Annotated in this window: 24 protein-coding genes and 2 tRNA genes; 22 read left to right on the forward strand and 4 right to left on the reverse strand. The window is 50.0% G+C overall.

Annotated elements, in window-relative coordinates; translation table 11 throughout:
- The first annotated feature begins 31 nt into the window (after positions 1-31).
- The 11 genes from gspF to AK963_RS31745 all read left to right on the forward strand — a co-directional run bounded on the left by gspF (position 32) and on the right by AK963_RS31745 (position 8,776).
- Positions 32-1,252, forward strand: a complete 1,221-nt coding sequence (gspF, locus tag AK963_RS01925; protein ID WP_066013640.1) for a type II secretion system inner membrane protein GspF — start codon at positions 32-34, stop codon at positions 1,250-1,252.
- Positions 1,253-1,364: 112 nt separating this feature from the next.
- Positions 1,365-1,835, forward strand: a complete 471-nt coding sequence (gspG, locus tag AK963_RS01930) for a type II secretion system major pseudopilin GspG (protein WP_066013642.1) — start codon at positions 1,365-1,367, stop codon at positions 1,833-1,835.
- 20 nt (positions 1,836-1,855) lie between these two features.
- Positions 1,856-2,359, forward strand: coding sequence for a type II secretion system minor pseudopilin GspH (gene gspH / locus AK963_RS01935; protein ID WP_066013646.1), 504 nt, complete (start codon positions 1,856-1,858; stop codon positions 2,357-2,359).
- An 11-nt stretch (positions 2,360-2,370) separates the two neighbouring features.
- Positions 2,371-2,805 carry a type II secretion system minor pseudopilin GspI gene (gene gspI, locus AK963_RS01940; RefSeq protein WP_274520489.1) on the forward strand — a complete coding sequence of 145 codons (435 nt, stop codon included), beginning with the start codon at positions 2,371-2,373 and terminating at the stop codon, positions 2,803-2,805.
- Positions 2,805-3,704, forward strand: a complete 900-nt coding sequence (gspJ, locus tag AK963_RS01945; protein WP_066013648.1) for a type II secretion system minor pseudopilin GspJ — start codon at positions 2,805-2,807, stop codon at positions 3,702-3,704. The genes gspI and gspJ overlap by 1 nt, the downstream gene beginning before the upstream one ends.
- A complete protein-coding gene (gspK, locus tag AK963_RS01950; protein WP_066013652.1) occupies positions 3,694-4,776 on the forward strand; it encodes a type II secretion system minor pseudopilin GspK in 1,083 nt (360 codons plus the stop codon). Before gspJ ends, gspK begins: the two co-directional genes overlap by 11 nt.
- Entirely contained in the window at positions 4,776-6,182 is a 1,407-nt protein-coding gene (gene gspL, locus AK963_RS01955; RefSeq protein WP_066013654.1) for a type II secretion system protein GspL, read from the forward strand. Before gspK ends, gspL begins: the two co-directional genes overlap by 1 nt.
- A gap of 11 nt (positions 6,183-6,193) precedes the next feature.
- Positions 6,194-6,706, forward strand: a complete 513-nt coding sequence (gene gspM / locus AK963_RS01960; protein WP_175404413.1) for a type II secretion system protein GspM — start codon at positions 6,194-6,196, stop codon at positions 6,704-6,706.
- A 379-nt stretch (positions 6,707-7,085) separates the two neighbouring features.
- Positions 7,086-7,161 (forward strand) — tRNA-Val (locus AK963_RS01965).
- A gap of 40 nt (positions 7,162-7,201) precedes the next feature.
- Positions 7,202-7,278: transfer RNA gene (locus AK963_RS01970), tRNA-Asp, on the forward strand.
- 478 nt (positions 7,279-7,756) lie between these two features.
- Positions 7,757-8,776 carry an RING finger protein gene (locus AK963_RS31745; protein ID WP_139117198.1) on the forward strand — a complete coding sequence of 340 codons (1,020 nt, stop codon included), beginning with the start codon at positions 7,757-7,759 and terminating at the stop codon, positions 8,774-8,776.
- A 44-nt stretch (positions 8,777-8,820) separates the two neighbouring features.
- Here the strand turns inward: AK963_RS31745 and AK963_RS01980 are convergent, their stop codons facing one another.
- Genes AK963_RS01980 through AK963_RS01995 form a run of 4 tightly spaced genes read right to left on the reverse strand, consistent with a single transcriptional unit; the run spans position 8,821 to position 11,248 of the window.
- Complete coding sequence (locus tag AK963_RS01980) at positions 8,821-9,270, reverse strand: hypothetical protein (RefSeq protein ID WP_066013657.1); 450 nt, start codon at positions 9,268-9,270, stop codon at positions 8,821-8,823.
- A gap of 17 nt (positions 9,271-9,287) precedes the next feature.
- A complete protein-coding gene (locus AK963_RS01985; RefSeq protein ID WP_066013659.1) occupies positions 9,288-10,616 on the reverse strand; it encodes a recombinase family protein in 1,329 nt (442 codons plus the stop codon).
- Positions 10,603-11,064: a DUF2924 domain-containing protein gene (locus AK963_RS01990; RefSeq protein ID WP_066013660.1), complete on the reverse strand. Its 462-nt coding sequence runs from the start codon at positions 11,062-11,064 to the stop codon at positions 10,603-10,605. Before AK963_RS01990 ends, AK963_RS01985 begins: the two co-directional genes overlap by 14 nt.
- Positions 11,051-11,248 carry a hypothetical protein gene (locus tag AK963_RS01995; RefSeq protein ID WP_066013664.1) on the reverse strand — a complete coding sequence of 66 codons (198 nt, stop codon included), beginning with the start codon at positions 11,246-11,248 and terminating at the stop codon, positions 11,051-11,053. Before AK963_RS01995 ends, AK963_RS01990 begins: the two co-directional genes overlap by 14 nt.
- Positions 11,249-11,458: 210 nt before the next feature.
- On the opposite strand from AK963_RS01995, the gene AK963_RS02000 reads away from it, so the two are divergent.
- From AK963_RS02000 to AK963_RS02050, 11 genes are all read left to right on the forward strand, one after another.
- Complete coding sequence (locus tag AK963_RS02000) at positions 11,459-12,631, forward strand: hypothetical protein (protein WP_066013666.1); 1,173 nt, start codon at positions 11,459-11,461, stop codon at positions 12,629-12,631.
- Positions 12,621-13,556, forward strand: coding sequence for a hypothetical protein (locus tag AK963_RS02005; protein ID WP_066013668.1), 936 nt, complete (start codon positions 12,621-12,623; stop codon positions 13,554-13,556). Before AK963_RS02000 ends, AK963_RS02005 begins: the two co-directional genes overlap by 11 nt.
- A 170-nt stretch (positions 13,557-13,726) precedes the next feature.
- Positions 13,727-14,029: a helix-turn-helix domain-containing protein gene (locus AK963_RS02010; RefSeq protein ID WP_202969702.1), complete on the forward strand. Its 303-nt coding sequence runs from the start codon at positions 13,727-13,729 to the stop codon at positions 14,027-14,029.
- Positions 14,026-14,502 carry a hypothetical protein gene (locus AK963_RS02015; RefSeq protein WP_066013670.1) on the forward strand — a complete coding sequence of 159 codons (477 nt, stop codon included), beginning with the start codon at positions 14,026-14,028 and terminating at the stop codon, positions 14,500-14,502. Before AK963_RS02010 ends, AK963_RS02015 begins: the two co-directional genes overlap by 4 nt.
- Positions 14,499-15,347 carry an ATP-binding protein gene (locus tag AK963_RS02020; protein WP_066013672.1) on the forward strand — a complete coding sequence of 283 codons (849 nt, stop codon included), beginning with the start codon at positions 14,499-14,501 and terminating at the stop codon, positions 15,345-15,347. Before AK963_RS02015 ends, AK963_RS02020 begins: the two co-directional genes overlap by 4 nt.
- A 2-nt stretch (positions 15,348-15,349) precedes the next feature.
- Complete coding sequence (locus AK963_RS02025) at positions 15,350-15,934, forward strand: hypothetical protein (RefSeq protein ID WP_066013674.1); 585 nt, start codon at positions 15,350-15,352, stop codon at positions 15,932-15,934.
- Between the two features lie 59 nt (positions 15,935-15,993).
- Positions 15,994-16,749, forward strand: coding sequence for a BRO-N domain-containing protein (locus AK963_RS02030; RefSeq protein WP_066013676.1), 756 nt, complete (start codon positions 15,994-15,996; stop codon positions 16,747-16,749).
- A gap of 2 nt (positions 16,750-16,751) precedes the next feature.
- Positions 16,752-17,657: a PDDEXK family nuclease gene (locus AK963_RS02035; protein WP_238593617.1), complete on the forward strand. Its 906-nt coding sequence runs from the start codon at positions 16,752-16,754 to the stop codon at positions 17,655-17,657.
- On the forward strand, positions 17,654-19,774 hold the full coding sequence (locus AK963_RS02040) for an AAA family ATPase (protein ID WP_066013678.1): 2,121 nt from the start codon (positions 17,654-17,656) through the stop codon (positions 19,772-19,774). Before AK963_RS02035 ends, AK963_RS02040 begins: the two co-directional genes overlap by 4 nt.
- A 301-nt stretch (positions 19,775-20,075) precedes the next feature.
- Entirely contained in the window at positions 20,076-20,468 is a 393-nt protein-coding gene (locus AK963_RS02045; protein WP_066013680.1) for a DUF6362 family protein, read from the forward strand.
- Positions 20,469-20,663: 195 nt separating this feature from the next.
- Positions 20,664-21,941: a site-specific DNA-methyltransferase gene (locus tag AK963_RS02050; RefSeq protein ID WP_066013684.1), complete on the forward strand. Its 1,278-nt coding sequence runs from the start codon at positions 20,664-20,666 to the stop codon at positions 21,939-21,941.
- Positions 21,942-22,081: the final 140 nt, after the last annotated feature.

Genomic DNA, 22,081 nt, shown 5'->3' on the forward strand with positions numbered 1-22,081 from the left:
AGGCACTGTTGCAGGATAAAGGCTCACGATTATGGCCGCGTTTGAATATATTGCCCTGGACCATCAGGGTAAACAGCATAAAGGTACACTGGAAGCGGACAGTGGGCGCCAGGTTCGCCAGATGTTGCGGGATAAACAGTGGACGCCTCTGTCAGTTAATACGCTTGCCGATCGCAAACAGGAGGGAAAGGAAAGAAGAAGCTTCTTTCTACGCCGTGGTATTTCAGCCATTGAGCTGGCTACGGTAACCCGTCAGCTGGCTACACTGATTCAGGCTGCAATGCCTATAGAGGAAGCGTTGAATGGTGTGGCAGCCCAACAGGAAAAGCGAAGAATAAAAAATATACTGCTGTCTGTTCGTTCCCGAGTGCTTGAAGGCTATACCTTGGCCAAAAGCCTTGAAGCGTTCCCGGAAGTCTTCCCCCAAATGTATCGGGCGACCGTTGCAGCAGGTGAGCATGCCGGTTATCTCGACCGTGTGCTCAATCGTCTGGCTGACTACACTGAGGCCAGAATGCGTTCTGGTCAGAAAATACAGCAGGCACTGGTTTATCCAATCATTCTAATGCTAGCTTCCATTGGGATTGTCAGCTTCCTGCTGGGATTTGTGGTGCCTGATGTTGTTAAGGTCTTTCTTGATTCCGGTCAGGAGCTGCCATTAATCACCGAACTGTTGATTAATGCCAGTGAGGGATTTCAGACATGGTGGCCTTTGATCTTTGGTGGAATTGCCGCGGCTATTCTGTTTGTTCAGCATTTACTGAAAAAGGCGTCAATACGACTTTCCTGGCATCGAGTTCTATTGAAATTGCCGTTTATTGGGCGATTTTTCCGCACAGCTAATGCCGCCCGCTTTGCCAGTACATTGAGCATTTTGACTCGCAGTGGAGTTTCGCTGGTAGAGGCTCTGATGATTGCCGCTCAGGTGGTTAATAACGATGCTATCAAAAATGCTGTTCAGAATGCTGCCCGGCGAGTCAGTGAAGGAACCAGTCTGAACAGGGCTCTGACAGAAACTGGCTATTTTCCACCACTGATGCTCCACATGATTGCCAGTGGAGAGGCAACAGGAGAGCTGGACCAGATGCTTGAGCGAACAGCACAGAATCAGCAGATGGAGCTGGAGGGGCGAATAACTGTCATGCTTGGACTGTTTGAGCCTTTAATGCTGGTCTTGATGGGAGGCGTGGTCATGATGATTGTCCTGGCCATCTTGTTGCCCATACTGAATATGAATCAGCTGTTGAACTAATGTGGCAGGCAGCCTTGAGCGATAGAAAGCCCTGAGCTGAGCGAAACGGAGTTAAACCGTCCTATGTGAAAGTGCTGAACGGCATATTCACAGAAAATCGAGGTCAACCAACATGATAAAAAACTGGCTCAGAAGAAGAGAGCATTATGCGGCTAATTCAGCGAAAGCTGAACAGGGCTTTACACTGATTGAGATTATGGTGGTGGTGGTCATTCTGGGGATCCTTGCCGCGATGGTGGTTCCCAAAATCCTTTCCCGGCCTGATCAGGCAAAGGTGACCGTTGCCCGTGCTGATATTGAAACGATTTCTCAGGCGCTGGAGCTCTTCAGGCTTGATAATGGTTTTTATCCCACTCTGGATCAGGGGCTGGAAGCGCTGACTCAGAAGCCATCTTCTCCACCAGAGCCTAGAAACTGGAACCCTGAAGGGTACTTGAAAAAAGTTCCGTTGGATCCATGGGGCAATCCCTACATGTATTTACAGCCAGGTAACCATGGAAAGTATGACCTGTATTCTCTGGGGGCTAATGGTCGTGAGGGAGGTGAAGGTCTGGATGCTGATATCGGTAACTGGGATAACTAGCAGGCAGACAAGGATACGTAATGGCATCACCTCAACAGCGAGGATTTACCCTGATCGAAATGCTGGTGGTGGTGGTCATCATTGGTGTGCTTCTGGGTATTACCTTGCTAAGTCCGATTACCGGCAGCATTCACAAGGTGGTTCAGGAGGAAGCGACACGATTGCAGGTACTATTCACCCAGGTTCGTGACAAAGCGCTGCTGGAAAATATTCACTACGGCTTTTCAATTGACAGTGAGGGGTACTACCGCTGGTGGGTACTCCCGGCGGATAGTCAGGAATGGGCAGAGCTGGAGCAGTCTCCGTTTCAGCCAAGGTTGATACCGGAAACATTAAGCCTGAGTCTGGAGTCAATTGAGAATTCCACGCCTTTTGAGTTGGATGAGCAATACCCGTCGGTTGTTTTCTATTCAGACTACCAGGTAACGCCATTCAGGCTCAGAATTGTTCCAGTTGAAAATAGAAAACAATCGCTCTATCTGCTCACAGATGGGTTGTCAGATATTGAACGAGTCAGGGAGTGATGCACTTTTCCATGAGTCATTGGGGCTTAAAGCTAAACCGGCTTTTTCTGCGAAACAGGAGCCTGAACTGCTGTAGTGGGTTTACGTTGCTGGAAGTCATGGTTGCTCTGTCAGTATTTGCCCTGGCTGCATCCATGCTTATTCTTTCCGATGGCAACAGCATTCGGCAGACCCGGTATCAGAAGGAAAAAATACTGGCTTCGCAGATTGCAGACCATTATCTCAATGTACTTCACGCGGAGGGGCGCTGGAGTGGACCGGCAGTCAAGCCGCAAATTGAAAGCTATGCCGGTTATCAGTGGTATGTTCGGGAAACATCTGCGTCTACTGGGTTACCTGATTTCAGAAAGATTCAGGTCGAAGTATTTATTGGTGAGTCTGAGCCGGAAAAAGGTGCTGCTCCCCTGGCAAGGTTATCTACCTGGCTGAGGAGGCCCCGGCAATAATGCTCAGTAAAGTCTGTTTTGTTGCCGGGGACTTGTTCTGGAATCAGGTCCAAATACTAGTGAGACTGGTTAAGGTCTCTACTCACAGCCCGTTTCCCGCTAACCGTAAAAAATGGCAGTACGGTTGTTTTTCCGGGCAGCGGTCAGCGGGCGGCGGGTGGCGTTTGCCAGCCATTTCCAATGGCTTTACCCTCCTTGAGTTAATGGTTGCCATTGTATTGTTCAGTATGATCAGTACGGCAGCCTATAAGCTGTTTATGTCAGTAACGCGTGCGCAGGAAGCAACGCAAGTGGTGTTGGACGACCTGGATAAGTTACAACGAGCTGAAATTGTCCTGGAAAAAGACCTGTTTCAAATGACACGAAGACCGGCCAGGGATGAACGGGGCATGCAGCAGCCTGCACTGAAAGCCCCCGGTCCGGGCGGAGCATCCATGGAGTTTACCCGTTCAGGATGGCAAAACCCCCTTCAGGAAATGCGAAGTACCCTGCAGCGTGTGGCTTATGTCGTGGAGGGTAAGCAGTTAATTCGTTATTACTGGCCTGTTTTGGATAGGGCACCAGAAGCTACCCGTATTCGGCAGGTTGTGATGTCGGGTGTGAACAGCATGAAAGTACGGTTCCTCAATGACCATAAGCAATGGGTAAGTGCCTGGCCCCCAAGACAGAATCTGCAGCAAGCTTCTTCCGGGGGGAGTGTGGATCAAGTGCCGGCAGCAGTGGAGTTGACCATTGTTCATGAAGATATGGGATCAATGGTAACCGTGGTTCCTCTGATAACGTACAAACCTGATCTGGGTAATAAAGAGGGAGATCCCTCTCAGGAGAATATGAACACGCCGGGTAATATACGGCCACAACCCAGAGCCAGATCCGGAGACAGTGTCGATGGCTACTGAACCAGCTGAAAACCGTCAGCCAGTTCTGGCTTCGACAGGTAAATTCCAGTCATGCCATCAGTCAGGGATTGCCCTGATTTATGTGTTGCTGATTTTTTTACTGATCACAACCGTCGCTTCTGAGATCGTAATGAATCTCTGGCTGCACACTGAGAAGAATGCCAGATACCTGGAAAGAACACAGGCAAAACACTATGCGCTGGGAGCTGAACAGTACGTTGCGTGGCTGTTAGAGAAAGATTTTGAACAGGATAAAAAGAATAACCGAATGGTGGATCATGAAAATGAGCTGTGGAAGGTTGATACCATCAATTATGAAGTTGAACAGGGCGTTATAGAGTTACAGGTTCAGGATGAGCAGAGCCGATTTAATTTGAACTGGCTGGCGGATGAAAATAGACAATCAGGCGAGAAGCCGGCTGAGAAAGGTGGTTCATCGGGTGTGCACATGTTTGAGAATCTGCTGTCAGCTCAATCCATGGACCCTCAGCTGGCCTATAAAATAGCTCGTTGGATGAGTAAGGAGCAGACAAATAGTCCATCACAGGGATCGGAAGACCTGATCTATCTATCGCTTGTCCCCCCAAGGAGAACCGGACAAACAGAAATGACGTCAGTCTCGGAATTGATGTTAATTGATGGTTTTAATAGCGAGGAAGTTGAAAAACTGTTGCCATATATTACGGTTATACCCAGATCATCAAAAATGAATATGAACACTGCTCAGCCAGAGGTTATCCGCTCTTTAAACAAGAATATCTCAGAAGGGGATGCCTTAATGATCAGTAATAGCCGGGGTGATGCCGGATTATCAAATATTGAAGAATTGAATCAGCTTGTCGCTCTATCTGGAAAGGCTGGAGTATTTCAAAATGAACGGGTGGTTTTTGGCAGTCAGTATTTCAATGCCCAGATTAAGGCGACATACAGAGATACTGCCTTTTACTTAAAAACGATTTTTTACCGAAGCAGTGAGGGGCATGTACAGGTTGTCGGGAGAGAAATTGGGCCGAGTCAATATTGGGCTCCTGCTAATGAGGGTGATTCAACAGGGAACTCAGGGTTTAAATAATGAAAAAAATGCTATTGATTCGAATTCCTTCTCCAGTCAGCGCTGTTGATGCTAATACCGTTGTGCAGTGGGGAAAGTTCACATTGGCAGGCTCGCTTGCTGGAGAACTCCATCTTACTGCGATTGATGAGCTCAGAGAGGCATGGTGTGCTGATGAGCCTGAAGATCTAGAGGAAGTTGACCGTCTGCCGGATGAAGTAATTCTTCTCCTGGGGGGATCGCTCTGTTTATACAAGCGCCTGACCATTAATGCGGGCCAGAAAAAACACCTTTCAACAGCGCTCCCTTATCTGGTGGAGGAGCATCTGGCTCAGGATATTGAAACCATGCATATTGTTAATGGTTATCCTGACAAAGACTTGCAGGTTTCTGTTGCAGGTATTCCGCATGCCACCTTACAGGCCATGCTTGCACTTTTCGAACAATATCAGATGCCCCTGACCAGCATCGTGGCGGAAATGCAGTTTCTGGAGTCTGAGCCGGGATATACCTGTCTGCTGTTAGACAACGATTCTGTGATGATGGCCTCTCCCGGTCGTGCAGGCATTGCCTTGAACGACGAAGCGCTTCCTTTCATATTTCCTGATAACTCCGGTCAGGAAGGCCAAGAACTCCCTGATACGTTGGTCAGCTCTCTCGAAAATACGGTTTCCGAAACACTGGATGAACCACCCTCGCAAATCCGATTGATGTTTTCTGACAATACACTGGCTGTTTCAACATCCAGAATAAATGAAACATCCGATTTGCTATCTGAGCGAGGTTGGCTTGTCGATAAGATACCGCTTAAGGGGGCGGTCTTTGAGTATTTTGCAGAGCACTACTTTACTAATAGACGTAGCAATCAGCTACTTGATTTCCGGCAGGGAGCCTATCAGTGTCCCAGAAGAACCGGGCGGTTTATCAGGCGCTGGTGGCCTTTGGTGGCCGCTGCTGGCTGCTGGCTGATTCTTGAGCTTGGGCTGTCAGTGACAGAAGGCGTGATTTATCAACATAAATCGGAATCGCTCTGGAGAGATTCCATAAAGAATTACCTCACGGTATTCCCCAGTGATCGACAAGCGCAACAGGCACAGGCGCGGGAACAAATGTCTTTCAATGTTAAGCAGGTAATGGAGAACCGCTTTCGCACACTGGACACACAAACATCCGAAACCCCTTTCCTGGCAATGCTTCAGGTGCTTTCCAGTGTTTCTGGCTCAATGGGTGAAAAGGCAAAGCTTGAGCCGAGGAATCTGGATTTCAACGATGCTACAGGTCAACTGGTTTATGAATTTGAAACCGGCGAGTTGGAAACGATTAACCAGTTCCTGGAAAAGCTCAATGCTTCAGGTTTTCAGGGCAGGCTGGATAACGCTAACCAGGGTAAGTCCAGTGTGATTGCCAGAGTGACGATCAGGAGATGATTGGGGGAAGCATGCAAAAACTGAATAGCCTGCTAATGGCCAACCCGTACTGGCAGCAATGTAAATCCTGGTATGAAGTGCGACCTCCGAGGGATCGTAAAATACTCCAGCTGCTTTTTGCTACGGTGTTAACAGGACTCATCTACATACTGGTCTGGGAGCCAGTAACCCAATGGTCACAGGCTCAGAAGAGTGCCTATCTCTATCAGCAGGAAATGAATACCTGGTTGCACGGTAATTTATCAAAGGCCCGAGACCTGCAGAAAAATCAACAGGCATCCTCTGCCCATCAGGAGCTATCTTCCATAGCTGCCAGCGTTGCCCAGCAGGCAGGTATAACCTTGGGAAGAGTTCAGCCAGACCGCAAGGGTCTTTCTGTCTGGGTTGAAGATGCCGCTTACCAGAAACTGCTTAAATGGCTTGTTCTGTTGCAAACAAAGCACAGTGTTGCCATTCAGCAGGTTCGTATTGATCAGCTGAAAGAGCAGGGGCGGGTCAAGAGTTATATTCACTTGGGGGGCTAGGGGGCGTTACCAACTGGCCATTCAACCAGTTGGTCATACAAGCACTCAGGTAAGGCGTTCAACGCGGTATGAGTGCTTGTATGAGCAACCCGAAGGGTCTCCCATTATTTGCACCATACAGCGTTGCTCACTGCTCATGTGGAGCAACCACAATACGCAGCTCGCGCCTTTATGCCCTAAGGGTATTGTCTGGCACAAATAATGGGGGGCTGGTTGTATGTCCAGTTGGTAACGCCCCCTAAACAACGCAGTATAAAATTTGCCCTGATCTTGACGCTTCTTATCCGGAACCACTGTGATTCGATTATTTTCCTGATGAATACCACAAAAAGGGATTGACTCTATCGCTCGATTCGCTATTATACCGGCCACAAGCGCAGGGTGATTAGCTCAGCTGGGAGAGCATCTGCCTTACAAGCAGAGGGTCGGCGGTTCGATCCCGTCATCACCCACCAGGTTGTCGATAACTTCTTGTTAAAGTTATCGAAAAACAGCGGACCGGTAGTTCAGTTGGTTAGAATGCCGGCCTGTCACGCCGGAGGTCGCGGGTTCGAGTCCCGTCCGGTCCGCCATATCTTCAAGCCCTTACGATTCCTGTCGTAAGGGTTTTGTCGTTTATAGGCCCTGTAAACAAAGGGTTAAACGCACTTCGCTGGAGGATTTTCCCTCCCCACAAACAAGCTATTTTCGACCCTTTTTTGCCGTTTTCTCTCTTCTCTCTGAAAAAGTGGAGGAATTGGCCCTTCGAGTCCTCCACTTTTTTTGTTTTTTAATATCAGTACTTTAGTTTAAGTTTTGCTGGATGTCGCGCCGGTGGTTCGCAGGTGTTTTTCCGGTAGGGGCTCGGGACTGGATTCGAAATGATCTTTATTCTTGGTCATTTTTTCCAATACATAACGATGGCTGCGCTATGCGATTATTCTGGTATTGGAGTTGTCACCCTTTGACTAAATTAAAAAAATTGAACTTTTGTACTTTGAAGCTTTCTATTGATTTATAGCGCAGTCCTTTTCGCACAAATTATTATTTTTTATTTCAAGTAAAATATTTATGTTTCCAAATGATTGTTTAGATATGTCTATACGGCTCCCATATTTTGGTAATCAGAGCCAAATACATAAAAAAACCAAGAATAAGGAGCCAAAAAACTCAGTTCAATATTTTGCTGGTTACCCATTAAGAGTAGTGTCTGAAAACGATAAGGGAAGATTGGTTGGTTACCTTTGTAGTTATTGCAATGGGATACCGCGCAATATAAAGCAGATGGATTGTGGCCATCGCACCTGTAAAACTTGCTATGATTTCCGTGTATTTGTCAGTAAGAAATTAGAAAAAACCTCTGATGAGGTTTTTTGCCCTGCGTGCAGAAGCGAGAGTCCAGAAGGTAATAAATATTCATGGTTAAATATTGAACTAGTACCAGACAGTCCATTTAGTAAACGAGAATCAAGAAATATATCTATAACAGAGTGTCCCATCAAAGACTGCAGGGGTTGGACAGGAGGTAGCCTCTTTGATTTATATAGACATGAGGCTTCTCATCACCCTCATCTTGAGTCTAAAAGGCCACTTTCAGATCTCTCAATTGATCAATATAAATTGCTCACTGAAAGATTGGTGACTAAGGGTGAATATCTTGATGGTAATGCTGCAGGAGCTCAAAGCAAGAAAAAGAAACAGCAAAAGAAACAGCTTCACAAAGCTCAACCAGAGCTTAATAAGTCTTACAGTGAAAAGAGACCGAATGCTCAGACTTTTCAAGAAACAGGTAATCCCTTGAAGTCAACAGAATTGACAGTTAAACAGGAGGGGTTTAATGAGGAAGCCCTTAACACCACTAGTACGATTAGTGATCTAAACCAAGCCGAGTTTTTAGCCTCCAGCAGCTCAGTTGATGCTTTAGGACCTATTGAACCGGGCAACCAAAAATCAGTTACACCACAGTATGACAAAGCTACTAGAGAGTATGCCCAATCTGAAAACTACCGCGAGATTGTACAATTTTTACAAAAACAATGGGATGAAGCTATCAATTCTCCAGATGTTGTTTGGTATTCTGGGGACATGTAAGTTATATGCTCACCTAACCCCATGGGCGGATCGGTACGGTTATTTCAGTTTTCCGATGAATCTTCGGGAGCAACAATGGCCATTTTTTCGAAGTGTTCTCGCTGTTCAGACCACAGCATTGGGAATGGCTTCAGGCAGTCCTTCAGTGTTAATATCCATGTCCCAGTGTTACAGAGAATCGCTTCCTGAATATCCGGAGCCAGGCAGGTCAGGCGGATGAACTTGGAGATTTTGGCTTTGTCGGTTTTCTCCCTGTCTGCTAGTTCCCGGACGCTTTTGAACTTCCCGTCTTCCAGCAATTTGATCCAGCGGTGTCCTTGAATAAGCGCTTTCTGTAGGGCTTCCATTTCGTCATGGCCAACCATGCCATCCGGTGTCTTGATCGTGCTCTTACCACCCCGTCGTATAATCTTGATGGGGATGGTGACTTTGATCAGGTTTTCTTCTTCAAGAAATTCAACGGTCTCTTCTCCGACTTTTTTGACAATGGCCATGGGCCTCTCCTTGCAGTTTATGGTTGTAGTTCAACGGCAACGGCATTCATGCCGTCAGGCCGGAAGTAAACGGTGACTTGCTCTGCAGCCAGCTCGATGCGTTTGATTAACAACTCCGTCAGGCGTCGTTTTTCCGGAGCGAACAGCTCATCCCATACCGAAGCCAGATCACCCAGTGCGGCTCGAATGGTGTTTTCATCAAGGTTGCCATCCTGCTCACTGGCCCGTTGCCATACTTTGAACAGCAACTCCGGGCTGGCCAGTCGTTTCCGTATCTCCTCCAGCACCATAAGTTCCAACGTGCGGGCCGACAGGGGCGGCAGTGGGCTGTTTTTGGCTCCCTGTTTCTGACTGGTGCCGGTCACGTAATAACGGAACAGCTGGCCTTTTTTGCGGGTACTGCTGGTGGTCATGGCTAAACCATCCGGTCCTACCAACATGCCCTTAAGAAATGAAGGATTGTTCCGGTGCCTGGAAGACTTGGAGCGCAGCTGGGCGTGGACATCGAAAGTACCATGAGCCTTTGCCCATAAGTCCATGGGGATAATCGGTTCATGCTCACCGGGGTACCATTCGCCCTTGTTGCCAATCTCCCCGATGTAGATCCGGTTGCGCAGAATGCGATGCACGGTGTTCTTGGCAAACAGACTGTCGCCTCTCACGGTTCCGTCGTGTAACGGGATCGCCTTGGTTCGATAGCCTTTCTTATTGATGACTTCACAGGTTTGGATAATGGAGCGGGTTTTCACAAAGGTTTTGAAAATCAGGTTAACCAGGCCTGCTTCAACAGGGTTAACGGTGAGTTTGCGCTCAACGACGTCATAGCCCAGTGGAGGGTTACCCCCCATCCACATGCCTTTCTTTTTGGAGAGAAGAAATTTGTCTCTTATTCTCTCGCTGGTGACCTCTCTTTCAAACTGGGCAAAAGAGAGCAGAATATTGAGAGTAAGTCTTCCCATACTGCTGGTGGTGTTGAATTGCTGGGTGACGGATACAAACGACACATTATGCTTGTCGAACAGGTCCACCAGCTGGGCGAAGTCAGCCAATGACCGGCTGAGGCGATCCACCTTGTAAACCACCACAATATCAATCAGACCAGACTGAACATCCCTCAATAATCGCTGCAGGGCTGGGCGTTCCACATTCCCACCAGAGAAACCACCATCATCATAGTCATCCGGAATCAGAACCCAGCCTTCATGTTTCTGGGAGTGAATGTACGCTTCCGATGCATCCCGCTGGGCATGGAGCGAATTAAACTCTTGCTCTAGTCCTTCCTCAGTCGATTTTCGGGTATAGATTGCACACCGCTTCTTCACCAACGCTTCCTTACGCTTGGCCATGTACACCTCCTTTTGACTTGGATTTCAGCCCGAAGAACATTGGTCCCGACCAGCTGGTGCCGGTGATCATATTGGCAATGCGGGTCAGGCTTTTATAGATCTCTCCCCGGTACTCAAAACCCTGCGGTGTCACGATGACTTCGTGGGTTTCCCCGTTGTACTCCTTGGTGATAACGGTCCCCAACGGAGGCTTCACTAAGCGGCTATTTGCCGACTTTGGTTTGTGCTCACTTTTCTTGCTGGCCAGTTTCAGCCGGTCAGAGCTCTTCTCACTCAGTCCCCCCAATGCCAGCTCCTGAATTCGATTGGACAGTCGTTGTCTCAGAATCCTTAAATCCAATTCAGGAGCCTCTTTGCCGTACAGCTCCTTCCATAATTTACGCAGTTCTTCTGTCTTCATTGATTGAATTGCCACCACCCTGGCGGCAAGGGTTTTATCGTGATTCATAAGCTACCTCAGTCTTCTTCTCAGGGGTGTTCACAGTCATGCATGAGGTAGCGGAGTTATCCAGTCGGTCAGGGTCTTTATTCATCTTTCTCTGCTGTTTTCGGAGGATGGCAGTGGCAATAAGAGCTGCAATTTCATCCCGTGGGCTGAGGTCGCAATCCTTGAGTGATAATGATTCGTCCATGATGGTTTGCCTGATGTGTCTGAGAAGTTCTTTATTATTGTTCGTCACCGAAAACACTGTGTAAAAGGGCAATTTGGGGTGATTTGTCCCAGATTGGGAAGGCTGTCATCTGATGGCTTTACGGGTTCCCTGTTGACTCGGAAACTGTTTATACATACAGTGTTTGTTCGTTGATGTTAAGGAACAACAAGCACAACAAAAGGAGTCACTATGCAGTCCGTTCAGCGCGTTCTGCGTGGTGCCGATTTGGAGTCTGATACGCTTTTCACTTTGTGTGGTATTGATCTGCAGGCTGTCTCCCCGGGCACAACACGTATTATTTCACCGAAAGAAGTGATGCATCATGTCGTTCAACTGAATGAGCATCAACAGGCAAAACTTATCCGTCTTTCAGCCCGGATTGAAGGGATGGCTGATCAGCTTGGACAACAGGTATTGAATGACCTGTGCCTCAACCCCACCGAAAACCCCTACGACAACGCACTTCACTTATTGGCTTGTGACGAGAAGAACTTTCGTAAGGCAGAAGAAATCCGCTATGTCGAATTCCACCGTTACCAGTCAAGGATGTGGGAAGGGTTCTACCTGACGGAACCCGTGCCACTGGATATCGGGGTTGATTTATCCGGTTTTGAACAGCGGCTCAGAGATTTTTTCAACCAGAACAAGCTGGTTTGTCGCCGTCAGTCCAGGAAGCGCTGTAACGATGATGATGAGATCCTGGAAGTGTTGCAGTTCATCATCTATCGGGAGGGGCTGCCTACGAGCTTTGAAGTGCTGGATGAAGAGGGTAAGGATGTTGTCGTGGAAATTATTCATCCTGCCCGTGAATACGCTGTCACCTATGAACCACAGACGGGCATTATTGAACTGTATGCGGATACAAAAGATCTCAGGGAACAGCTGAAAACGGCATTCTGTGAGAGTGTGCTGAAACAAACGGTGGACCCGACCAAAATCAAACTGCGAAAGGTCAATCTGGAACTCTTTCGTGACAAGCCCGATTTTTCGAACGCCTTTGAATTGCGCCACGGTATTCAGGAAGTCATTGTTAAAGAAGTTGAGTTACAAATACGCCCTCATAATGGCATTAAAATCATTAAAGCCACTCCCAGGAAATCCTTTCAGTACGATGCCTACAACAGTTGGCTGGAAGCGGGTGACCTCCTTCCGTTTGATGATCAGACTTTTAACCTACGGGCGGTTACTCTGGCTTTTCGCTGTGATGAAACAGAGCATCTACCGGAAGAAACCATACTCGTCAGGTTGAAGGGACCTAATCACTGCAGCCTCAGAGACCAAAACCTGAGAGAACGGTATATCAATCACGATATGCTGGTGAAAATGGGCGTGTTCTTACCGGAGGACAAGGATGAAGCGTGAGGTATTGAACTACCTGGTCAGAGCATTTGAAGCCAGAATGCAGAGTGAGCGGATCAGCGAGTTGAAGTTCGATTTTCCCGACTGCTGGCAGGAGATTATTGCCAGCGAAGCGTTGATCCCGAGAGGTGCGGCACAAGACCGGCTGATTCGGGTGGATTACGATGACGAGGATTCAGACGGCTATCGGCAGGTGTATAGAGAGAAAGATGAGTTCGTTTATTATTACAACGGACGCCATGTTGTCTCAGACGACGATATGAGAATGTATGCCTTTCGTCCCGATTGGTTTCCCCGGTGGTTGAGTACCAGTCTTAAACTGACTGAGCCAGCATCCCTTCTGGATGACCGGCTCTGGTGCCTGGGGGAATTAGAAGGTGTCACTGTCTTGTTGGCCCGTGGGCTTCGACAAAACCTGGATGAGGTTCTTGATGCTGTGGAGTCACAGGCACTTTCATCAAGCCTGTTGATTTCAAGAAATCTGCCATCCACTAGACGACTTGAACTGCCCCCTGGGTGTCAGCTGATAGAGCTGAGTGACGTGTTGCCAACCAAGGGGCCGGTTCGAGTCGATTACCACCACTTTCTGTCGTACATCGATCCGGTTCAGGCACGGTTGGAGCGTGAAGGGGTTCTGTGGGATGAGGTCAATGGTATTTTGCGTGTGGTTGGGCATGAGCCGTGGGTGTTGAAAGGGGCTCCCGGGAAATGTCAGTTGATCAGTGAGCTGTTCAACGCTGGTCGGCGTGGAAATCCCAAAGTATTGACACAGTGGTTACTGGAGGAGTCCAGTTCCAGTAATCTCAGTCAATTCTTTCACAAGGATCGCTTATGGAAGCATTTCATTGATTATGAGGCAGGCGCCAAAGGGCGTTGCTGGCTTAGGGCATTTGTAGAGTTACCCATGTTTCAGAAAGAAAAAGCCTGACCAGACTTCTTTTGGACATTACATTCTGAACCGGCCATTGAGTCGGTTTTTTTTCATTTATTTTTTGAAAATCACTCGCTCCTACAGTTTCACCTACAGCTCCTACAGTTGGCCTACAGTACCTCCCTCAAACTCAGTCTTGCATAAACACAAAGCCTAAGGAGGCCAATATGCAAGACGTTAGGTATCAATCTGGTTCCGGAGGGAACCTCGTGGCAGGAGATCGTTGCGATGCTCCTACATGTCCGCCTACAGCTGAGCATGATGTGATTCATATGGATTCTGTTCAGCTGTCCCGCAGGCTCAATATCAGTATCAAGTCTCTGAGCCGTATGAGGCAGAAGGGGACCGGCCCTCGCTTTTTGCGCATTGGGGCCAAGGTTGTCTATCGACTGTCGGATGTTCTGGCGTATGAGCAGTCTCGACTCTATGACGCAGTTGATATGCCGGTGGCACAGGGAGGTGAGGTATGAATACTTCCCTGCAAAACATCCTCGGCATGCCGGTGTTTGAGCTGGCTGCTAAATCGTCAGCAGAGTTACTGCAGTTGTCAGAAGCCGCCCGCCTGGAACTGGAGCAGATCAAGTCGCTGAAGGAGTTCATTGACGGCGCCATCGGCTATAAGTACGTCAGTCAGGTGACCAAGCTGCGCACTGAACAAGGGAAAGAGAGCGGCGTCGTTCATCTCCTGGACGAAGGCATAAAGGTATCTGCTGATCTGCCCAAGCGAGTGACCTGGGATCAGAAGCAACTCAAGACCATTGCTGAAAAGATCACCGCCCAGGGTGAGGATCCGGCTGAGTACCTGGAGGTATCCTACAAGGTCGCCGAGCGCAAATACAGTGCCTGGCCAGACACGATCCGTAAGGCGTTTGAGCCTGCCCGAACCCTGAAGACCGGGAAGCCCGTCTACAAGCTGTCGCCTGCTGGGGAGGATGCCTCATGACCCGAGCACCTTCCGGGGCATTACCCATTATCAGCGCCGATGAGCGCATGAAATTGCGGCAGGGGATCAAGGCGGTACTGGCAGGCCCTTCCGGGGTTGGCAAAACCTCTCAGCTGTTGACGCTGGAACCGGCCAGTACCTGTTTCATTGATATTGAATCCGGTGATCTGTCCGTCGCCAGTTTTACCGGAGACACGCTTCGGCCCCGTACCTGGCAGGATTTTCGGGACCTTGTTGCGTTTATTGCTGGAGCCAATCCGGCCCTGCGGGATGACCAGCCCTTTTCACAGGCGCACTTTGAGGCAGTTTGCCAGAAATACGGTGACCCGCAGATGCTTGAGAAATACGACACCTTTTTCGTTGACTCCATCACGGCACTGGCGCGGCTCTGTCTGCAGTGGGCAAAAGGGCAACCGCAGGCGTACTCGGAGAAGACTGGCAAGCCGGACATCCGTGGAGCTTATGGTCTGCACGGTCAGGAGATGATCGCCACGCTAACCCATCTGCAGCATGCCAGAGGCAAAAACGTGGTATTTGTCGCCATCCTGGAAGAGCGCACGGATGACTTTAACCGTCAGCACTATCAGTTGCAGATCGAGGGCAGCAAAACCGGTCTGGAACTGCCTGGCATTGTGGATCAGGTAATCACCATGGTCAGCCTGCCGGATGCTGAGGGTAATCCGCAGAGAGCCTTTGTCTGCCAGACCCTCAACCCCTACGGCTATCCCGCCAAAGACAGAAGTGGTCGTCTGGACATGATTGAACCGGCTCACCTCGGTCAGCTGTTTCACCGGATTCGGAACCGCCCTGCAACCGCTACAACCAACAACCCTAAGGAAGCCTGATCATGACTTCATGGAACGATTTTAACGACGCGGAAGACCAGAACCAGTTTGAGCTCATTCCCGCTGGCACCCTGCTCAAGGTTCGCATGACCATCAAACCGGGTGGTCACAATGAACCGGTTATGGGCTGGAACGATGGTTATGCCACCCAGAATACCGATACCGGTGCCGTTTATCTCAATACCGAGTTTGTGGGGCTGGAAGGGCCGTTTGCACGGCGCAAGCTGTGGACCCTGATTGGCCTGCACAGTCCGAAAGGCCCAGCCTGGGCAGGGATGGGGCGCTCCATGGTGCGAGGTATTTTGCAGTCTGCACGGGGCATTCGCACCGATGATCGCTCTCCCCGGGCCCAGCAGGCACGACAGATTCAGTCATTCAGTGAACTGGACGGGATTGAGTTTGTGGCCCGGGTGGCTGTGGAGCGGGATCAGTACGGCGATGAAAAAAACGTCATCAAGCAGGCGGTGACTCCGGAGCATAAGGATTATGCCCGGTTGATGGGTACTGCTCCCCAAACCGCTCAGGCACCGACTCAACCTCAGGGGGAACAGCCTCCATTCCCGAGTGAGCCTCCCAGCTGGGCTTAATCATTTACATCGTGCCCGGTAAATGACCGGGCCATTCAAAACCAATAAGGACATGAGTTATGAAAGCGATGACCATTTTCAATCACGAGCAGTTTGGCAATATCCGCACACTGACTGATGAGCAGGGGGAGACCTGGTTTGTGGCGAAGGATGTTACGGATGCCCTGGGTTTTCTGAGTGCCAAAGATGGTATTCGGGGGCTGGATGATGATGAGAAGGGAGGGCGAATTGTGCCCACCCCGGGTGGAGAGCAGAAAGTCAGCATGATCAATGAGTCCGGTTTGTATTCCTGCATTTTGAAATCGCGTAAAGCACAGGCCAAAAAATTCAAACGCTGGGTCACCAGAGAGGTATTGCCGAGTATCCGTAAGCAAGGCCAGTACGTGATGACAGGGGTTACCCCAAATGTGGGTAGCCCTGCGGAGTCAGGTATTCATCCGGCTAAAGCACTGGAGGTGGTGACTGACTACTTTCAGCTGGCTACCCAGAATCTGCCCAACCTCAGTGAATCTTCCAAACAGGCATTGATGGCCACGCTTACAGAGGAAGTTGTAGGTATTCGCTGCTTGCCTTTGCCAAAAGTTGAAGAACGTTTCTGGACCGCATCGGAACTGGCTGCAGAGTTTTGCATTTCTCCCCAGCGGCTTGGCAAGACCGCTAACCAGAACGGAATGAAGTGTGATGAGTACGGTGAGTTCCGTATCAGTAAGTCCCGTCACAGCGATAAGCAGGTCGAGCAGTTTTTCTACAACAGTAAAGGTCGCACAACGCTGGCCCGGTTACTCGGTTGTGATCTGGATGATGCAGCGGCCTGATCATGGCTGCCTGCTACCAATGCGGTGAGCCTGCCCGGGGATTCGGGTGGGCTCCCACGCAACAACGACGCTTTACAACAGGTACCCTGCGGCAGTTTTGCAGTCTGGATTGCCTGTCACTTCATACCGAAAAAATCACGGAAGACGTTATGTTGGATTACAACCACAAGCTCACGATCAGTGAGCAGATCACGGAAAAAATCGACCAGGCTCTGGAATCGGTGGAGCAGCAGAAGACACCGCGCAGTTATCTCGGGGCTTCACGCCTTGGTGAAGAGTGTCAGCGACGGCTGCAGTTTGAGTATTGGCACCAGCCCGTGGATAAGGGTCAGCACTTCAGAGGTCAGTTACTGCGGATATTCCAGTTTGGTCATCAGTTTGAAGAACTGGCTATCGATTGGCTGAGACAGGCGGGATTTGAGCTCTACACCGAAACCCGTGAGGGCGGACAGTTTGGCTTCTCCGCAGTGGATGGAAAATTGAAAGGCCATGTGGACGGGATCTTCAACGGTGCTCCGGATGGTATTGAGATGAGCTGTCCGGCCCTGTGGGAGTGTAAGTCCATGAATAACAAGTCCTGGAAGGATACCGTCAAGCGGGGTGTGGTGCTCTCTAAACCCATCTATGCGGCACAGGTCGCCTTGTATCAAGCCTATATGGAACCAGCCGTTCCTGGTATTTCACAGAATCCGGCGCTGTTTACGGCGGTGAATAAAGACACCTGTGAACTCTATTTTGAATGGCTGCCTTTTGATGCCGGACTGGCGCAGCAGTGCAGTGATAAGGCGGTGGCCATTCTGCAGGCTTGTGAAAGCGGTGAGCTGTTACCGAGGATCAGCACCGATGCCGGTCATTACCTCTGCAAGATGTGTCCGTGGAAACAACAATGCTGGGAGCCAGGAACATGAATAACTGGATGGATTTTAATGATGCGCAGGAGCCGACCATTCTTGATGATCTGGCTGCAGAAGACGTCAAAAAACGCATATTGGATCGACTGCCTGACTTCCTTGGGTATCTCTATCCAAATGGCAAAGTGAAAGGGCAGAAGTTTGTTCTTGGAAATGTCTCTGGTGTTAAGGGGAAGAGCCTGGAGATCGAACTCACCGGAGAACGGTCCGGGCTTTGGCATGACTTTGAGAGCAGTGAGGGCGGTGATCTGGTGACGCTGGTTGCCCGCTCACAAGGACTGGATGACAAACGTGATTATCAAACCATTGTCCGGTTTATGGCTGACTGGCTTGGTATGCCATCAATACCGGTTGGGTCTGCCACGGCTCAACCCGCTATAGATGAGCTTGGTGCACATACGGGCAAATGGGATTATCACGACAGTAACGGCAATCTGCTGGCCTGCGTTTACCGCTACGATACACCAGAAGGTAAGCAGTTTCGTCCCTGGGATGTGAAGGCTCGCAAGCATCAGGCACCGAATCCACGACCATTATACAACCAGCCCCGAATCAAAACCGCAGAAGAAGTGGTGTTGGTGGAAGGTGAGAAAGCGGCACAGGCTCTGATCGAACAGAATATCTGTGCCACCACCGCAATGAATGGAGCCAATGCTCCGGTGGAGAAAACAGACTGGTCCCCCCTGCAAAACAAGAAGGTACTGATTTGGCCTGACAATGATGAAGCGGGAATACTCTACGCACGAAACGCTGCCCAGGCCATCGCCGATGCCGGAGCTACGTCCGTATTTATTCTCAGGCCACCGGAAGGCAAGCCAGAAAAATGGGATGCAGCCGATGCTGTGGCTGAGCAGACCGATGTACGTCACTGGTTGGTGACCGTGGAGCGTAAAACGGTTAAAGAGTCGGTGCCGGTCTACAGCTTCGGCGATCTATGGGATGACAACTCACCCACGCCTGCTGATCTGCTATCGCCAAGAGTGTTAACCCCGGGCGGGATGCTGGTCATCGGTGGCGCACCCAAGGTGGGCAAGAGTGACTTTATGTTGAACCTGCTGGCCCATATGGCTGCAGGTCTGCCATTTCTGGATATGCGCCCCAGTCGACCTTTGAAAATATTCTACCTGCAGGCTGAAGTGCAATATCACTACCTGAAGGAACGGGTGCAGCAGCTGCCCCTGAAGGATTATCAAATCACTCAGGTGCGGGAAAACCTGATGTTGACCGCTCGCCTGAAAATGGTACTGAACGACCATGGACTGAAGTTGGCAGTCCGCTCCATCCGTACTGCTTTCGGCGATGCTCCGGATGTCATTGTCATCGATCCCATTCGAAATGTCTTTGACTCCGGTCCGGAAGCCAGCAGTGAAAACGACAACAACGCCATGATGTACTTCCTGCAGCAACGGGTTGAGCAACTGCGGGATATGGTAAGTCCGGAAGCGGGCCTGATCCTGGTTCATCACACAAGGAAGATGTCCAAGAAGCAGCTGGAGGAAGATCCGTTTCAGGCACTCTCTGGTGCAGGCAGTCTGCGTGGTTATTACACCTCCGGCATGTTGTTGTTCAAGCCTGAGGAAATGGAACCGGAGCGGATGCTCTATTACGAACTGCGAAACGGGTCATCGCCCGATGCCAAACGGATCATCAAGCGTGAGGGGCAATGGTGTGAAGCACCAGCTAATGGTGTTCGTATTGCGGGTGAGGAGATGGGAAAGAAACACGATGCAGAACGGATTCGCAAGCGGGAAGTGATCGTCCAGATCCTTCATGACGAGGCATTACAGGGCAATGTCTATACGGCGAACCAGTTCTCTGAGCGATTTGAAAACCAGCGTGGATTGGGGGCCAAAGCAACCATCTATGAACGGATTCATGTGCTGGCGACCAAGGGCTATATCAAGTTCTTCCGTAACCATCAGGAGTACAACCTGCCTTCAGCCAGGCGCAGTAAATGGGGCTATCTCTGCGTAGAAGACATGAGTTATGGGAAGGATGGTAAAGAGCTTTGTAACGTATTGCCGACCCACTTCAAGTGCTCTAAAACCGGAGCAGTATTGCCTGTCGAAAACCCGGAAGTCTGGGTCTATCACGATCAGGATTTTGTGCGTTAAATGATCAATTCTGGCCCGTGGTGTTTCCAGAAGGTTTCCAGTTTCTTCAGTTTTCAGAAGCATTCAGAAACTGGCTGGAAACGACAAAGCATCAGTAAATCAGGCAGTTACAAAAGGAATGTAGTTTCGGTTGTTAAGTGATCTGGAAACGACTTTCATGAACTTCCAACCTATTGATTTTTAATGGGAAAAATTCAGTTTCCAGATTTCAGAAAAATTACCCCTAAAGGGGTATTTCGGATGGGCCTCCATGAGGTCGGCCCCATCCGATACCCGGACCCCTTTCGCAACGGAGGCGAGAATGAAAAATAAAATTCACACGGTGGAGCAGCTGGGAAAGCGATACCGGGAAGCCTGGATAATATCACGACGAGTGCCGTCCGGACTGCAGTTGGGATATTCCGCCTACTGGCCGGAGTTTAATCCCAATCGCTGGGAGGTGTATCACGCAGAGGGCGTCAAGGCAAAACCAACTCCGGTTTCAGCGGATGCTGTGGATCGGATGGTGGAGTGCATGCGCTGGTTGCGGTGGCTCAATGAGGATGAGCGGGAGCTGGTATGGTTGCGGGCGTCGGGATTACCATGGCGTGTCATTGCAGAAGAGTTGAAGGTTAATCGCAAGACCCCCATGACGCGTTGGAACAAGGCGATGAACCGGCTGAAAATTCATCTTTTGCAAAATAATTCAGGGTAATTTGACCCGCTGAGGGATAGAAAAGGTAAATATGTCCACCGATGTCTTTTTGAGCCATGTTTGGCTCACTGGACAAATTCAGGAGATTTGACAAAAATTATCGCTAAGCTCGAAGCAAAGTATATCCAAGCCCCGCACCAACTCCGGTCCGGGGTTTTTTGTTACCTGAAATTCACCCACGTTCACGGAAGAACCATGGCCAGAATCCTCGTCGAATCCATCGAACATCGCTCTGTTGCCAGTCTGATTCCTTACGCCAACAACGCCCGTACTCACTCCGATGAGCAGGTGACCCAGATCGCCCGGTCGATCGAGGAGTTCGGGTTTGTGAATCCGGTACTGGTGGGGAGCGATGATGTGATCGTAGCAGGCCATGGTCGTCTGATGGCGGCAAAGCAGCTGGGGATGGAAACAGTGCCGGTGATCGTGCTGGGGCATCTGACCGAGACGCAGCGACGGGCGCTGGTGATTGCGGATAACCAGATTACGGCCAACTCCGGCTGGGATGAAGACTTGCTGAAACAGGAACTGGCCGAACTGGATGCGCTGGATTTTGATCTGGACCTGATGGGATTTTCCGATGAAGAACTCGAAGGTTTGCTGCTGCTGGACGAACCAGAAGGGCAGACCGATGACGATGAGATTCCTGAGCCGGAAGAGCATCCGGTGAGCCAGGCCGGTGATTTGTGGGTGTTGGGGGATCACCGGGTATTGTGCGGGAGTGCAACTGAACAGGCTGACGTTGAAACCCTGATGGCTGGACAGCTGGCCGACATGGTGTTCACCGATCCACCCTACAACGTCGACTATGCAAATCCTGAGAAAAACGGCAAAGCGAAAAAAGACCGCCGGATCAAAAACGACAACCTGGGCACGGAGTTTTACACCTTCCTTCTGGCGGCTATGAGCAACCTGCTCGGTGTCTGCAAGGGCGCGATTTACATCTGCATGTCGTCGTCGGAACTGGACACCTTGCAGAAGTCTTTTCGGGAGGCCGGTGGCAAGTGGTCCACGTTTATCATCTGGGCCAAGAACACATTCACCCTGGGACGTTCCGATTATCAGCGTCAATACGAGCCGATTCTCTACGGCTGGAAGGAAGGCTCAGAACACTTCTGGTGTGGAGCCCGAGACCAGGGCGATGTCTGGTATTTCAACAAGCCAGCCCGTAATGATCTGCATCCCACCATGAAGCCGGTGGAACTGGTGGAACGAGCCATTCGTAACTCCTCCAAAACCCGGGACATCGTACTGGATCTGTTCGGTGGCTCAGGCTCTACCCTGATCGCCTGTGAGAAGTCTCACCGCAGTGCCCGACTCATGGAGCTGGACCCTAAATACGTCGATGTGATTGTGCGCCGTTGGGAGGAGTACGCTGGTAAGGAAGCCTATCTGGAATCAAATCAACTGACCTTTGAGCAGAACAGGGAGCAGAGACATGGACGATCTCTCGCGGCGACTGGATCAGATTGATTCCAAGCTCGATAAGCTCAGCGATGCGGTGTCCAGGCTGGCCATGATCGAGGAACGAATCACCCATCAGACTACCAGCCTGACCCGTCAGGATGAACGTCTGGATGAGCAGGATAAACGCATTCGGCAGCTGGAGTTTC

The sequence above is a fragment of the Endozoicomonas atrinae genome, assembly GCF_001647025.1.
In the GTDB taxonomy this organism is placed as follows: Bacteria; Pseudomonadota; Gammaproteobacteria; order Pseudomonadales; family Endozoicomonadaceae; genus Endozoicomonas; species Endozoicomonas atrinae.

What these genes read in the sequence shown, in the direction of transcription:
- AK963_RS02010 (WP_202969702.1), top strand. Translation starts at nt 13,727, where the DNA reads ATGCAAGACGTTAGGTATCAATCTGGTTCCGGAGGGAACCTCGTGGCA.
- gspH (WP_066013646.1), top strand. Translation starts at nt 1,856, where the DNA reads ATGGCATCACCTCAACAGCGAGGATTTACCCTGATCGAAATGCTGGTG.
- AK963_RS02045 (WP_066013680.1), top strand. Translation starts at nt 20,076, where the DNA reads ATGAAAAATAAAATTCACACGGTGGAGCAGCTGGGAAAGCGATACCGG.
- AK963_RS31745 (WP_139117198.1), top strand. Translation starts at nt 7,757, where the DNA reads ATGTTTCCAAATGATTGTTTAGATATGTCTATACGGCTCCCATATTTT.
- gspK (WP_066013652.1), top strand. Translation starts at nt 3,694, where the DNA reads ATGGCTACTGAACCAGCTGAAAACCGTCAGCCAGTTCTGGCTTCGACA.
- AK963_RS01990 (WP_066013660.1), bottom strand. Translation starts at nt 11,064, where the DNA reads ATGAATCACGATAAAACCCTTGCCGCCAGGGTGGTGGCAATTCAATCA.
- gspG (WP_066013642.1), top strand. Translation starts at nt 1,365, where the DNA reads ATGATAAAAAACTGGCTCAGAAGAAGAGAGCATTATGCGGCTAATTCA.
- gspJ (WP_066013648.1), top strand. Translation starts at nt 2,805, where the DNA reads ATGCTCAGTAAAGTCTGTTTTGTTGCCGGGGACTTGTTCTGGAATCAG.
- gspM (WP_175404413.1), top strand. Translation starts at nt 6,194, where the DNA reads ATGCAAAAACTGAATAGCCTGCTAATGGCCAACCCGTACTGGCAGCAA.
- gspL (WP_066013654.1), top strand. Translation starts at nt 4,776, where the DNA reads ATGAAAAAAATGCTATTGATTCGAATTCCTTCTCCAGTCAGCGCTGTT.
- AK963_RS02000 (WP_066013666.1), top strand. Translation starts at nt 11,459, where the DNA reads ATGCAGTCCGTTCAGCGCGTTCTGCGTGGTGCCGATTTGGAGTCTGAT.
- AK963_RS02050 (WP_066013684.1), top strand. Translation starts at nt 20,664, where the DNA reads ATGGCCAGAATCCTCGTCGAATCCATCGAACATCGCTCTGTTGCCAGT.
- AK963_RS02025 (WP_066013674.1), top strand. Translation starts at nt 15,350, where the DNA reads ATGACTTCATGGAACGATTTTAACGACGCGGAAGACCAGAACCAGTTT.
- gspI (WP_274520489.1), top strand. Translation starts at nt 2,371, where the DNA reads ATGAGTCATTGGGGCTTAAAGCTAAACCGGCTTTTTCTGCGAAACAGG.
- AK963_RS02020 (WP_066013672.1), top strand. Translation starts at nt 14,499, where the DNA reads ATGACCCGAGCACCTTCCGGGGCATTACCCATTATCAGCGCCGATGAG.
- AK963_RS02005 (WP_066013668.1), top strand. Translation starts at nt 12,621, where the DNA reads ATGAAGCGTGAGGTATTGAACTACCTGGTCAGAGCATTTGAAGCCAGA.
- AK963_RS01995 (WP_066013664.1), bottom strand. Translation starts at nt 11,248, where the DNA reads ATGGACGAATCATTATCACTCAAGGATTGCGACCTCAGCCCACGGGAT.
- AK963_RS02040 (WP_066013678.1), top strand. Translation starts at nt 17,654, where the DNA reads ATGAATAACTGGATGGATTTTAATGATGCGCAGGAGCCGACCATTCTT.
- AK963_RS02030 (WP_066013676.1), top strand. Translation starts at nt 15,994, where the DNA reads ATGAAAGCGATGACCATTTTCAATCACGAGCAGTTTGGCAATATCCGC.
- AK963_RS01985 (WP_066013659.1), bottom strand. Translation starts at nt 10,616, where the DNA reads ATGGCCAAGCGTAAGGAAGCGTTGGTGAAGAAGCGGTGTGCAATCTAT.
- gspF (WP_066013640.1), top strand. Translation starts at nt 32, where the DNA reads ATGGCCGCGTTTGAATATATTGCCCTGGACCATCAGGGTAAACAGCAT.
- AK963_RS02035 (WP_238593617.1), top strand. Translation starts at nt 16,752, where the DNA reads ATGGCTGCCTGCTACCAATGCGGTGAGCCTGCCCGGGGATTCGGGTGG.
- AK963_RS02015 (WP_066013670.1), top strand. Translation starts at nt 14,026, where the DNA reads ATGAATACTTCCCTGCAAAACATCCTCGGCATGCCGGTGTTTGAGCTG.
- AK963_RS01980 (WP_066013657.1), bottom strand. Translation starts at nt 9,270, where the DNA reads ATGGCCATTGTCAAAAAAGTCGGAGAAGAGACCGTTGAATTTCTTGAA.